At 64.0% G+C, this 12,922-nt stretch carries 11 protein-coding genes and 2 tRNA genes; 8 read left to right on the top strand and 5 right to left on the bottom strand.

Features of this window, described 5'->3' with window-relative positions; genetic code table 11:
• Positions 1-245: 245 nt before the first annotated feature.
• The 4 genes from AC4P1R_RS02720 (at position 246) to AC4P1R_RS02705 (ending at position 1,712) form a co-directional block, all read left to right on the top strand.
• Complete coding sequence (locus AC4P1R_RS02720) at positions 246-455, top strand: cold-shock protein (RefSeq protein ID WP_069460437.1); 210 nt, start codon at positions 246-248, stop codon at positions 453-455.
• Positions 456-620: 165 nt separating this feature from the next.
• Positions 621-905, top strand: a complete 285-nt coding sequence (locus AC4P1R_RS02715; protein ID WP_069460436.1) for a hypothetical protein — start codon at positions 621-623, stop codon at positions 903-905.
• Between the two features lie 79 nt (positions 906-984).
• Positions 985-1,221: a 30S ribosomal protein S21 gene (gene rpsU, locus AC4P1R_RS02710; RefSeq protein ID WP_069460435.1), complete on the top strand. Its 237-nt coding sequence runs from the start codon at positions 985-987 to the stop codon at positions 1,219-1,221.
• A 269-nt stretch (positions 1,222-1,490) separates the two neighbouring features.
• Positions 1,491-1,712, top strand: a complete 222-nt coding sequence (locus AC4P1R_RS02705) for a hypothetical protein (protein WP_069460434.1) — start codon at positions 1,491-1,493, stop codon at positions 1,710-1,712.
• An 80-nt stretch (positions 1,713-1,792) separates the two neighbouring features.
• Here the strand turns inward: AC4P1R_RS02705 and AC4P1R_RS02700 are convergent.
• Positions 1,793-1,869, bottom strand: a tRNA-Pro gene (locus AC4P1R_RS02700).
• A gap of 276 nt (positions 1,870-2,145) precedes the next feature.
• On the opposite strand from AC4P1R_RS02700, the gene AC4P1R_RS02695 reads away from it, so the two are divergent.
• Positions 2,146-2,559 (top strand): hypothetical protein, encoded by a 414-nt coding sequence (locus tag AC4P1R_RS02695; protein WP_069460433.1) that lies wholly within the window; start codon positions 2,146-2,148, stop codon positions 2,557-2,559.
• A gap of 584 nt (positions 2,560-3,143) precedes the next feature.
• On the opposite strand, the gene AC4P1R_RS02690 is transcribed toward AC4P1R_RS02695, so the two are convergent.
• A tRNA-Gln gene (locus AC4P1R_RS02690) sits at positions 3,144-3,218 on the bottom strand.
• A gap of 231 nt (positions 3,219-3,449) precedes the next feature.
• Between AC4P1R_RS02690 and AC4P1R_RS02685 the strand changes: the two genes are divergently transcribed.
• Positions 3,450-3,746, top strand: coding sequence for a cupin domain-containing protein (locus AC4P1R_RS02685; protein ID WP_069460432.1), 297 nt, complete (start codon positions 3,450-3,452; stop codon positions 3,744-3,746).
• 11 nt (positions 3,747-3,757) lie between these two features.
• Positions 3,758-4,669 carry an MBL fold metallo-hydrolase gene (locus AC4P1R_RS02680; RefSeq protein ID WP_069460431.1) on the top strand — a complete coding sequence of 304 codons (912 nt, stop codon included), beginning with the start codon at positions 3,758-3,760 and terminating at the stop codon, positions 4,667-4,669.
• Positions 4,670-4,758: 89 nt separating this feature from the next.
• On the opposite strand, the gene AC4P1R_RS02675 is transcribed toward AC4P1R_RS02680, so the two are convergent.
• Positions 4,759-5,670 carry a DUF1499 domain-containing protein gene (locus AC4P1R_RS02675; RefSeq protein ID WP_069460825.1) on the bottom strand — a complete coding sequence of 304 codons (912 nt, stop codon included), beginning with the start codon at positions 5,668-5,670 and terminating at the stop codon, positions 4,759-4,761.
• Between the two features lie 248 nt (positions 5,671-5,918).
• Here AC4P1R_RS02675 and AC4P1R_RS02670 point away from each other — a divergent pair, with 248 nt between their 5' ends.
• Positions 5,919-6,308 carry a hypothetical protein gene (locus tag AC4P1R_RS02670; protein ID WP_069460430.1) on the top strand — a complete coding sequence of 130 codons (390 nt, stop codon included), beginning with the start codon at positions 5,919-5,921 and terminating at the stop codon, positions 6,306-6,308.
• A 218-nt stretch (positions 6,309-6,526) separates the two neighbouring features.
• Here the strand turns inward: AC4P1R_RS02670 and ppdK are convergent, their stop codons facing one another.
• Complete coding sequence (gene ppdK, locus AC4P1R_RS02665; protein ID WP_069460429.1) at positions 6,527-9,217, bottom strand: pyruvate, phosphate dikinase; 2,691 nt, start codon at positions 9,215-9,217, stop codon at positions 6,527-6,529.
• 137 nt (positions 9,218-9,354) lie between these two features.
• A complete protein-coding gene (locus tag AC4P1R_RS02660) occupies positions 9,355-12,816 on the bottom strand; it encodes a chromosome segregation SMC family protein (RefSeq protein WP_069460428.1) in 3,462 nt (1,153 codons plus the stop codon).
• Between the last annotated feature and the right edge of the window lie 106 nt (positions 12,817-12,922).

Here is a 12,922-nt window from a genome sequence, read left to right as displayed (position 1 = left end):
CGAGATTTCGAACGCGTAAAACAAAGAATTTCCAGCTCCTTGGCTGGGCGCATTCTTCGCTATTTCAGCCGTCAGAAAATAATTCTTGTAAATAACGGTGGGCTACCCTATATAGCTCACATCGATATTGATCGACGATATTTGTTACCGCGCCTGGCGCATCGTCACGAAAATCCTCACAAGATCGGTCTAATACATCGCCTCTGGGCGACGTTTGTTTTCCCATGCGATTGAAAGGGATCATCGTGAATTCTGGAACCGTAAAGTGGTTTAACGCCACGAAGGGATTTGGCTTCATTCAGCCGGAAGATGGCGCGGCCGACGTGTTCGTGCACATCTCCGCCGTCGAGCGCGCCGGCATGTCTTCCCTCAAGGAAGGTCAGAAGGTCGGCTTCGAGCTTGCCCAGGACCGCCGCACAGGCAAGACGTCGGCAGAAAATCTCCGATCCCTCTGATCGAACGGCGCATGTTATTATCGCCTCCCGGCTTTTGACCACGGATGTACTGGCACTGGCCAGGTGAGGCGATGAGGAAGGTCGGGTTCTCCCGGCCTTTTTTGTTTCGGGCAAAGGCGAGGCGCATTGCGCGCCGGACCGACGGCGAACCGAACTGGAGAACATATGACTGCACATCGATACAAGATCGGCGACCGAGTCGTTCTCAACGAGGCACCGGTCCGTTTCGTCAGCCAGAAAGGTCCGTGCCGAATCGTCGCCTTGCTGCCGGCATCCCTCAACGGCCCGCAATACCGCGTTCGCTTCGAGGGCGAGAACTTCGAGCGGTGCATCGCCGAGTCCGACGTTGACAACGAAAAATCCTTTCGCGCCGTGCCGGCAGGCGTTGAAGGCGACGCGCGCGATGGGGGCGCGTGGGTGACGCCCCTCGCCACGACAGTCAGACGTTAGCACGTCTGAAAGGACGCGCGGCGCTGTCGTTTCCGCCACCAACCAAGGCACCCGTCGGTGCGACACCATGGAGGTATATTTGCAAGTCACGGTTCGAGACAACAATGTCGAGCAGGCCCTTCGGGTGCTGAAGAAGAAGATGCAACGCGAGGGGCTTTTTCGCGAAATGCGCGCCCGAAGCAGCTATGAAAAGCCGTCGGAGAAGCGGGCCCGCGAGAAGGCCGAGGCCGTGCGCCGGCAGCGCAAGCTTGCCCGAAAACGGCTCCAGCGCGAAGGGCTCTTGCCGGCACCGAAAAAGGCGCAGCGCCCTCGATAACACCTGCGGCGCCTCTGAGTTTTGCCGCAGGTTTTTCGATTTGAAGACAAAGCCATGCGGCTGTTCAAAGTACTGAGACGACATTGCGCGCCTGATCGTCTGATCGGGCGCAGCGCCGCAGGCGGCACCTTTACTCCCGTTCGTTTATCTCACATGATGTGGATTGCATGGAACGCGGGTCGCCGGCTCGATTTGCATCCATTCCGCCCCGAACTCCGGACGATCGCTGCGCATCCACAAGGTGCCAAAGGGTACTTCGGAAAGATCTCATGGACGCCTTCCCCAGTCACCTGACGGCAGAACTCCAGGAAAACGAAATCGATCTGCTTCGGACCGTTTTCGGCAAGCTCTGCACCGAATACGGGATCGCCGCCCAAGGTGAGCAGACAGAACATCTCGCCCGCTTCCTCGTGGGTGAACTCAGGCAGGGCGTCAGCGACGAGGATGCGCTGCTGGATGCCGCACGCCGGTTCCACGGCCACGGGGCTTAACCCCCGCCTGTCGGCCTGAGAACGAATGCGCCGGCAGACGCAAAACGAAAACGAAAACAGCAGTATCAAGGGGGGTCGGCTGGTCGGAGTGGCAAGATTCGAACTTGCGACCCCCACGTCCCGAACGTGGTGCGCTACCAGACTGCGCTACACTCCGTGACCAGCGGCGCCTCTATAGAACAGCCTTCGCGATTGCACAAGCGGCGATCTCAAAAAAGAAAGCGGCTTCGCCAAAAAAGTCGGACCGGTGGAAAAGCTGGCGCGCGAGGGAAATAGGGCGTTTCTGCAACGCTTTGGATTTTCCTTGATCCGCCGAGTGCCGGCCGATTTTCTTTCGCCGGCTTTGGCGCTAGAGCCTCGACGAGAGGTGGGGAAACCCGGGAGTCGGGTCTTCGACGCCGCGAGCTTCAGGACAGGTCAAAGGGACAGAAACATGAATTTCCGCTTGATGGCGGCGGCCGGCCTCGCGCTGGTCATCGCCGGCTGCACGACGACGACAGGCGTGGCTAGAAACGCGGTCGAGAAACGCTGGCTCGGCCAATCGGCCGGCCCCTTCTTTGCCGAATTCGGCCCCCCGATTTCCGACGTCGAGTCCGGCAGCGATACCGTCTATAGCTGGAAGGGCGGCTACAAGACCCGCAAGGTCCCGGCCCAGTACGAAAAAACCGCTGACGGCAAGCGCGGCAAGCGCATCTCCGCCGCGCGTACCGAATATTTGAGCTGCTCCGTCCAGCTTACCGTCTCCTCCGACTACGTCATCCGCTCGATCCGCGTCCTCGGCGACCGGAAGCGCGAAGGCGGCCCGAGTTGGTGTGAGGAGTTCTTGGGGGGCGCGAAGGCGGAGTGATCGGCCAATGTGCAATCGAACCCGCTGACGAAAGTCGGCGGGATTTGTTTCATGGCGGACCCATGAGGCGAGGCTTAATATCTGCCTCGTCCAGCTATCACTCTATCCCGCTGTTCTGAAAAGACCGCTTTGTGCCCGCGATTTCGGGAGGGTTTTCCGGCTCGGGTCCGCGGCGAACTCGTTGATGTCAACCGTGTCCGTGTCGATGGCGAGCGATAGCGACGTGATCACCGGTTTCAAGGGCAGCCATTACGAGATCGTGGCCATGCATTTGCGCTGGATAGACGAGCTCGTGTAGATCATCGCGTTTTTCCTCAAGCTCATCCACGTCGGAAAGCGCTATGCAGATCGCCATGGCTTCGCTCTTGCCCCGTTGGCTCCATGGCGACCCCTGCCCTTCATGACGCACTGCGAATCACCAGATCCATTGTCGTGTTATGCCCCTTCCCACCGCTTCTATGCAGCGGACTCGCAGGATTTCCACGCCTTCATTTAGACCTCGGCCCCGAGGGTCGTATCCGGAAAAAATACAAGTTGCCCGACTAAGCGGCGTACTGCGGATGCCAATGCTCGAAGAGAACGAGTGGCTGGGGCGCCTGGATTCGAACCAGGGAATGGCGGTACCAAAAACCGCTGCCTTACCGCTTGGCTACGCCCCAACTCAGGCCGGCGGGATACTGCCGCGCCAAATCGTGCGCCTGATTAGCAAAGCTCGTGCATCGCCACAATGCTTAACTTCGCATTGCCCGCAGATTTTGTTGACCATATGCCCTGCCTTACGCATGCAGCCGCACCGTCCAACGGACGCCTTCCACTAGGCCGAGAGCATGGACAATGCCGTTTCCTCCGTCCGTCCTTTGTCCTATTGTCGCCCGCAAATGGAGAACGCCATGAGCCAGTTTCGCGCACGTCCGCCTGCCGTCCCGACGGTGCTCACCGACGACGCCGTCGTCCGGATCATCCGTTGGGACTTCGAACCCGGTGCCGATACGGGACATCACGTCCACGGGCTTGGCTACGTCGTGGTACCTATGACGGACTGTCAGTTTTTGGTGGAAGAGGAAGTTGGCACCCGCCGGATCGATGTCGCCAAGGGCGCCGCCTATCGGCGTGACGCGGGTGTGGCACACAATGTCGTCAAGGCCGGCAGCGAGACCATGTCCTTCATCGAGATCGAGTACAAGTGAAGGCAAGACGAATGCAGGGCCCGGACTTCGACCTCGATTTCAAACCTGCCCATGGCGAGGCGGTGCCGGTCGCCGGCGACGTGCAGCGGATCACCGTCAACAATCCCGGCCCTTTCACCTTCCACGGCACCAACACCTATATCGTCGGCCGCGGCTCGGTCGCAGTGATCGATCCGGGGCCGGAGGACGAGGCGCATTTCCGGGCGCTAATGACAGCGCTCAAGGGCCGCGAGGTGACACATATCGCCGTCAGCCACACGCATCGCGACCATTCGCCCCTTGCCCGTCGGCTGAAAGAGGCGACTGGCGCGGTCATCTTTGGTGAAGGGCCCCACCGGGCAGCGCGACCCCTGCATGAAGGCGAGAGCAATCCTTTCGCCGAAAGCTCCGACACGGATTTTGCGCCAGACATCGCGCTTGCCGATGGTGAGCGGATCGAGGGCGACGGCTGGAGGCTGACCGCGGTTGCAACGCCGGGGCACACCGCCAACCACATGGCCTTCGCGCTCGACGGCACCGGCATCCTTTTCTCCGCAGATCACGTCATGGCCTGGGCAACGAGTATCGTCGCGCCGCCGGACGGAGCGATGGCCGATTATATGGCCTCGCTCGACAAGCTGCTTGCCCGCGAGGACCGGCTCTACCTGCCCGGCCATGGCGGCCCCGTCACAGCGCCCGACTCCTTCGTCCGCGCGCTGAAGGCGCACCGGAAGATGCGCGAGCGCGCCGTTCTCCAACGACTGCGCGCCGGCGACCGGATGATCCCGGACATGGTGAAGGTGATCTACGCGTCGACCGACCCGCGCCTGCACGGTGCGGCGGCACTTTCGGTACTCGCGCATATCGAGGACCTGATCGAGCACGGTCGCATAGAGACCGACGGCCCGCCCTCGCTGTTCGGGGAGTTTCGGCTCGTCCTCTGAGATAAAGAGCGCCCGCGATTTCGTCGCACCGACGCCAAATTCCCCGCAGGAGGAGGTGGCGAACGGCTGCGTAGAGCGCCACGGGACCGTCAATCCCCCGCGATCCCGAGGAGTTCGGCATCGAGCGTCCGCAGGAATTCCTCGGCGAAGGCTGCGCCCATACCGAGATCGTGCGGGCCGTAGCGCGAGGCGACGCGGAGGTCGACGAAGGTGGTTTCCGCCTCCTCACGCAGACGAACCAGCACATCGAAGCGAAAGCCGACGATCAAAGTGCGCCACTCGCCCTGCAGCACCACGTCGCCGGGGCGCCGTCCCGGTATGCCGCCATCCACGCCTGGTGGGGCCGGACGCACGGCCGGTACCGGAATCACTTGCAGTTCCGTGCTGGTATCCACGCCGGCGCCGGGGCGAACGGCAAGGTCCTCGAGGTCGGCGCGCGCATTTTCCACGCCGAGTTCGGCGGTGGGGCTCATGCCCGTTTCGTCGACGACCTTACGCACGCCTTGGAACACCCGGTCGAGAGCACCTTCATAGCGCCGGCCAGTGAGCCCGGGATAGGCGACGATCTGCGCCTCGCGATCCTCGGGCGTCACGATCGGCCTGCGCTTCATCCAATTCTCCTCGGCCTTGGGTGCCCTGATCCAGGGCGGCGGCATCACCGTATCGGTGCTGATGTCATAGATCGCGGGGCGCATCAGGTATTGCGCAGCGCAATAACCAAGGAACGCGATCGGAAGCGCCGCATAGAAGAGCGCCGACACGGACGCCTTGCCGCCCATGGCCGCCATCTGCCACAAGCGCGCGAGCCCGACCGCCGCGAGCAGCACGCCGGCGGCGGCCAAGGCGGCGGCGGCGAAAGCCAGCACCAGAAAATGTGGCGTCGTCAGCGGACCGAAGCGATGCGCGGCAAGCGACAGCACGAAGATGAGGAAGCCTATGCGGGCAAGCCGGCGCGCCCAATGGGCGGCATAGGAATAGGGACGCTCGTAGCGAACAACCATGAACGGAATCATTCCCCGCGACGGAACAGAGCAATCTTCTTAACCGATGGAGGTGTCGCTGGGAACCTGGCTGGCGGCCCTCGGCGGGGCGTGACCGCTCCAGTTGTGTCAATGCCGCAAATTCGCCATTCTCCTTAACCAGTTATTTACCAGACTCGCTTCCAACGGCACAGTTGCGCCGCGATGCGAGACTTGGAGGCGAACGGCCGGCGCCTGCCAGACGGCGCGGGCCTTCACGGAGAGGTATCATGGCCGCATCGGAGAACAGCATTGAGCTCACCCGCCCCGTCGCCGCGCGCCAGACCGGCGAAGCGGCCATCCCGATGGCGCTGCTCGAACTCGAGCTTTCGCTTGACCACTTCTCCGGCGACGAGGACGATTTCGACGACTTCGTACGCACGGTCGCCAAGGACGTCGGCGGCGAGTTCCTGTTCGCCTTGCCCGCCTCCGGCCTGATCGATGATTGCCTGAGCATCGCCGTCCTGCGTCTCGGCGCCGGGGCAGACGAGCCCCCGACGATCCTTTTCGTCTGTCTCGACGCGGATGGAAGCACGGTTCGCGCCGAAGAGTCGGGGGAAAGGACCGCCGGGCTCAGGAATTTCGCCGAAGCCTTTGTCGGCGTGCTCGAGCGTATGTAATTGCCCGAGAATTGACACCCCCCACGGCGGCGCGGCGTCAATCGAATTGCGCCCGGCGGATCACCTGACTCGCACGAAAACGGCGCCATTCGTTCAGCAGCAGACATGGTGGGCGACCGCGAATGTTAGAGGCGTAGCCAGAGCGGGGCTGCGACCGCCCGGTCGCCGTCGAGCCGCGGGGACCGTGCGGCAGAATCCGTAATCCAATAGGGCGGCTGTCAGCTCGCGGCCATCGCCTCCACCTTGGCATTGCCGTTGATCGCCGCCTGTGCCGCCGCCAGCCGCGCGATCGGCACTCGGAAGGGCGAGCACGAGACGTAGTCGAGGCCGGTTTCTTCGCAGAAGCGGATCGAGTCGGGATCGCCGCCATGCTCGCCGCAGATCCCGAGCTTCAGACCGTTCTTGGTCCGGCGTCCGCGTTCAGCGGCGATCTGGATCAACTCGCCGACACCGTCAAAGTCAAGCGAGACGAACGGATCCTGCTCGATGATGCCTTTTTGCTGATAGGTGGCGAGGAACATCGCCGCATCGTCGCGCGAGATACCGAAAGTGGTCTGCGTCAGGTCGTTTGTGCCGAAAGAAAAGAAATCCGCCGACTCGGCGATCGTCGCGGCGCTGAGTGCCGCCCGCGGCAATTCGATCATCGTCCCAACCAGATAATCGATCTTCATGCCCGCCTCGCCGATCACCTCCTTGGCGATGGCGTCGATCCGGTCCTTGACGTAGTCGAGCTCGGCGCGCAGCCCGACCAGCGGCACCATGATCTCGGGAACGACGGGAGCGCCCGTCTGCCGGCCGGCCTCGACCGCAGCCTCAAAAATGGCGCGGGCCTGCATTTCGGCGATCTCCGGATGGGAGATCGCCAGCCGGCAACCGCGATGACCGAGCATAGGATTGAATTCGTGCAGCGCTTCGACGCGCTGGCGCAAATGCGCGGGATCGAGCGACAGAACGCTTGCGACCTCGTGGATTTCCGCGTCCGTCTTCGGCAGGAACTCGTGCAGCGGCGGATCGAGCAGGCGGATCGTCACCGGCAGGCCATGCATGATCGAGAAGAGCTCGGCGAAGTCGGAGCGCTGCATCGGCAGCAGTTTTGCGAGCGCCGCGCGCCGGCCGTCCTCGTCTTCGGCGAGGATCATCTCGCGCATCACATTGATGCGGTCGTCCTCGAAGAACATGTGCTCGGTGCGGCAGAGGCCGATACCCTCGGCGCCGAAGGAGCGAGCGGCACGCGCGTCGGCCGGTGTCTCCGCATTGGTGCGCACCGTCATGCGGCGGCTCTGATCGGCCCATTGCATGATCTTGCCAAAATCGCCCGACAGTTCCGGCTGTAGCATCGGGATCTCGCCCTTCAGCACCTGCCCGGACGATCCATCGATGGTGATGACATCGCCCTTCTTCAGCGTCACGCTCGCCGTGATCAGCGTTTCGCTGCGATAGTCGACACGGATGTTGCCGGCGCCGGACACGCAAGGGGTGCCCATGCCGCGGGCGACGACCGCCGCATGGCTCGTCATGCCGCCGCGGGTGGTCAGGATGCCTTCGGCTGCGTGCATGCCATGGATATCCTCCGGGCTCGTCTCGACGCGCACCAGGAGAACCTTGCGACCTTCCTTGACCGCCTGGACCGCCTCCTCCGAGTTGAACACGATCTCACCGGTCGCCGCCCCCGGCGAGGCCGGCAGGCCGGATCCGATGATGTCGCGGCGCGCATGCGGGTCGATGGTCGGGTGCAGGAGTTGGTCGAGCGAGGCGGGATCGATGCGCGTCACCGCCACTTCCTTCGAAATCAGCCCCTCTTCCGCCATGTCGACGGCGATCTTCAGCGCCGCCTTGGCGGTCCGCTTGCCGGAGCGGGTCTGCAGCATCCAGAGCTTGCCCCGCTCGATGGTGAATTCGAGATCCTGCATGTCGCGATAATGCCGCTCGAGCGTGCTGCATATCTGCTCGAATTCGGCGAAGGCCTCGGGCATCAGCTTCTCGAGCGACGGCCTATCGGAGCCGGAAGCGATCCGCGCTGCTTCGGTGATGTTCTGCGGCGTGCGAATGCCCGCAACAACATCCTCACCCTGGGCATTGACGAGGAATTCGCCATAGAGTTCCCTCTCGCCGGTCGAGGGATTGCGCGTGAAGGCGACGCCGGTCGCCGACGAGTTGCCGAGATTGCCGAAGACCATCGCCTGGATATTGACCGCCGTGCCCCAGCTTGAAGGGATGCCGTGGAGATGGCGGTAGGTAATCGCGCGCGGATTCATCCAGCTCGAGAAGACGGCTCCGACCGCGCCCCAGAGCTGGACCTCCGGGTCCTGTGGAAAGGGCTCGCCCAAAACCTCCTCGATCGCTTCCTTGTAGCGGGCAATCACGTGCTGCCATTCGACGGCAGAAAGCTCCGTATCCTGCTCGTGCCCGAGCCGCGCCTTCTCTTCTTCCAGGATCTCCTCGAAGACATCATGGTCGACGCCCAGGACGACATCGCCGTACATCTGGATAAAGCGGCGGTAACTGTCCCAGGCGAATCGCGCATCGCCGGCATCGTGGCCAAGCGCATGCACCGACTGATCGTTGAGCCCGAGATTGAGAACCGTGTCCATCATGCCGGGCATGGAGGCGCGAGCCCCCGAACGAACGGAAAGAAGCAAAGGGCGGGTGGTATCGCCGAACAGGCGGCCGGTGACTTCTTCCATCCGGGAAATGCCCTCGCGCACCTGGCTGCGCAAGCCCTCCGGCATGGTTCGGCCGTTTGCCAGATAGCTGTTGCAGGCATCGGTGACGATGGTGAGCCCCGGCGGCACGGGAAGGCCGAGATTGCACATCTCCGCAAGGTTGGCGCCCTTGCCGCCAAGCCTGTCGCGGTGTCCCGCATGGCCTTCGGCCTTTCCGCCACCAAAGGTGTAAACCCACTTCGTCATGCCTGTTCTCCACCCCAAAACAGCTCTGGTGACGATCTACAGTATATGTTTCGGGCTGAAAATGCACTCGGCCAAGTTTTTTGCTGCAGTGCATCAAGATTGCGGCAGCGCGTGGCCTGTAAGCAGAACGAGACTTGTCAGACAGCTTCGCGCATGCGCTCCGCCGTCTGGAGATCGACGGAGACGAGCTGAGAGACGCCCTGCTCAGCCATGGTGACGCCGAACAGACGGTTCATGCGCGCCATAGTGATCGGGTTGTGAGTGATGATAACGAAGCGCGTCTCGGTCGAGGCGGCCATCTCGTCCATCAGATTACAATAGCGCTCGACATTGTGGTCGTCGAGCGGCGCGTCCACCTCGTCCAGGACGCAGATCGGCGCCGGATTGGTGAGGAACACGGCGAAGATCAGCGCCATCGCCGTCAAGGCTTGTTCGCCGCCGGAAAGCAGTGTCATCGTTTGCGGCTTCTTGCCCGGCGGACGCGCAAGGATCTCAAGCCCCGCCTCCAGCGGATCGTCGCTCTCAATCAACTGCAGCTCGGCCGTGCCGCCGCCGAAGAGATGCGTGAAGAGCCGCTGGAATTGTGCGTTGACCACGTCGAAGGCGGCGATCAGGCGTTCGCGCCCCTCGCGATTGAGGTTCTGGATGGCACTTCTAAGCTTTCGGATCGCCTCGATGACGTCGTCGCGCTCCTTGAGCAGTGCCGCCAGCCGTTCGGCGAGCTCCTTCTGTTCCTCGTCGGCCCGCAGGTTGACGGCGCCTAGCCGCTCGCGCTCGATCTTCAGCCGCTCGAGTTCCCGCTCGACCGCGCGCATGTCCGGCAGCGCCTCGTCTGCCGCAAGGCCGGTCAGGCGTATGACCTCGTGCGCGGCACAGGACAGAGCCTCGAGGATGCGGGCTTCGATCTCAACGCGCCGCTCGCGTGCCGAGACAAGCCGCTCTTCTGCCCGACCGCGGTTCTCGCGTCCTTCCGCCAGCTTCGAAAGCGCGGTCGCGGCGATGCGATCGGCCTCGCGCTGGCGGTTCTCCGCCTCGGCGAGAATATCGGTCGCCTGACGGCGCGCCGTCTCGGCCTTCTGCAATTCGTTCATCAGGGCGCGGCGCTTGTCTTCGAACTCGTCCGGCGCGTCGACGAGTTCCTCGACCTCTTCGCGCGCCTCCACCTCGCGTTCGCGCAGCGTGGTGATGTGCTCGTCGGCGCTCGCGGCCCTCGCCAGCCAGGTCTCGCGCTCTCCTGCAATCGCGGCAAGCCGGCGCATTCGCGCCTCGTTTTCGCGGGCGAGGCCGTCATGGGCTGCCCGCGCTTCGGCAATGGCCGCCCGATCGGCGGCGACCTCGGCCATCCGGCTGCGCAGGCGGAGGTCGAGCTCGGAAAGGTCGGGCGCCTCGACAAGGGTATCGTTCGCCGCTTCGACCTGCTCGGCTATCTCCTCGAGCTGCGCCTGAAGCTGCAAGCTTGTCTCCGCGAGCACGGCGCGACGGCGGGCGAGATCGCCGGAGGCGCGCTCTGCGGCGGCGAGCGCCTCGCGCGCCTCGCTCAATTGCCGGACGATCATCCGGTGCGCATCGCGCGAAAGCCGCAGCCGCTCGTCCTCGGCGCGAATGCGCTGTCCGGCGGTGGCAAGCTCCGCCTCCGCCCGCTCGAGGGCCTCGGCGGCATCTTCCGCTTCGCCCTCGAGTTCCGCCAGGCGGTTCTTCTGCGCAAGCCGCAACGCCGCCGCGCTTGGCGCCTCCGACCCGGTGACGTGGCCGTCCCAACGCCAGACCGCACCCCGCCTGGTCACCAGCCGCTGGCCGGCCTTGAGGAACGGCAGCAGGCGCGCCGCCTCTATGTCGTCCTCCACAATGCCGATCTGGCGCAGCCTTCGGCCGAGCGCCTCCGGCGCGCGCACGTAGTTCATCAAGGCCGGAACGCCATCCGGCAGGGCGGGATCATGGGCATGGTCGCCAGGCATGCGCCAATGCGACGGTGCGGCATGGTCCAGGGGCGAGTCGAGGTCGTCGCCGAACGCTGCGCCAAGCGCCGTCTCGAAACCCCGATCGACCTTCATCTCCTCGACCACGGCCGGGTAGGTGCTGGCGCCCGCAGCCTCCAGCATCCGGCGGATCGTGCGCGACTCGGTCTCGATGCCGTTCAGCCGCGCACGCGCCCGGTCGACCGGCGGTCGGGCATCGGCTTCTCTGGCGCGCGCCTCTACAAGCCCCTCTTCGATGGCAATGACGGTCGCTTCGGCCTCTTCCAGGGCCGCTGCCGCGGCTTCGACCTGTCCCCGCTTTTCGTGAGGGTCCGGAAGCGCGGCCACCTGGCGGTCGATTTCGTCGAAGTCACGGGCGTGGTCGGAGAGCTGACGGGCAAGGCGCGCCTGCCGGTCCGACAGATCCCGAAGCGCCCGCTCGATCTGGTTGCGAGCGGCCTGCGCCTCGGCCCGCTCGGCCGTCAGCCGCGCGAGATCGGCTTCGCTTTCGGACAGCGTCTCGTTTGCCGCCTCCAGCCTCTCGCGAGCCTCGGCGGCACGGTCGTCCGCCTTCGCCAGCATGCCGCTCAGCTCCGCCTCTTCCTCGTCGAGGCGGGAAAGGATGCCGGCATTGTCAGCGATGAGCCGTTCCTCACGGGCGATGTCCTCGGCGAGCTGCGCCAGCCGCCGCTGCAATTCGTCACGACGGCGCAGGATCCGGCTCGCATCTTCCTCGAGTTGCGCGCGGGCGATCTGCAGGCGCTGAAGCGCCGCCGCGAACTTCGCCTCGTTCTCGCGCAGATCCGGCAGCTTGAGGCTTGCGATCGCCTGGTCCCTGGCTGCCGTCATCTGAGCCTGCGCCTTCTCCGCGACGAGCGCGGTGGCCTGGTTCAACTGGCTCGTGGCTTCGGCCTCCGCTTCCTTCGCCTGCACCCAGCGGATATGGAAAAGGATCGATTCATGGCGACGGATTTCCGCCGACAGCATCTTGAAGCGGTTGGCCTGGCGCGACTGTCGCTTCAGGCTCTCGAGCTGGCTTTCGAGCTGCGAAGTGACGTCGTCGAGCCGTTCGAGATTGGTTTCCGCCGCCTTCAGTCTGAGTTCCGCCTCGTGCCGGCGGGAATGCAAGCCGGAGATGCCGGCCGCTTCTTCGAGCAATTGCCGACGCGCCTGCGGCTTGGCGGCGATCAGTTCGCCGATCCGGCCCTGCCCGACCATTGATGGCGAGCGGGCCCCCGTCGAAGCGTCGGCGAAGAGCAATTGTACGTCCTTGGCGCGCGCCTCCTTGCCATTGATACGGTAGACGGAACCCTGCTCGCGCTCGATCCGGCGCGTCACCTGGATCTCGTCGCTGTCGTTGAAGGCGGCCGGCGCGGTGCGGTCGCCGTTGTCGAGGTAAAGGCCCACCTCCGCGGTGTTGCGCGCCGGACGGTTGCCCGACCCGGAAAAGATCACGTCATCCATGCCGGAGGCGCGCATGTTCTTATAGGAGTTCTCCCCCATCACCCAGCGCAGCGCCTCGACAAGATTCGACTTGCCGCATCCATTCGGCCCGACGACGCCGGTCAGGCCCCGCTCGATGATGAACTCCGTCGGTTCGACGAAGGATTTGAAGCCGAGCAGGCGGAGTTTGGTGAACCTCATGGGAGGAAATATCCTCCTCTGGAGCGATGGCAGGCAGGCCAGAGAGGGTCGGCTGTCCAAACACCAAAAACGGGCGCACGGCTACCGCCGTCGCCCGCTCTCAGGA

This window comes from Sinorhizobium sp. Y406 (assembly GCF_058732025.1).
Note: the sequence above shows the minus strand (reverse complement) of the source record. Positions and strands in the feature narration are given on the sequence as shown.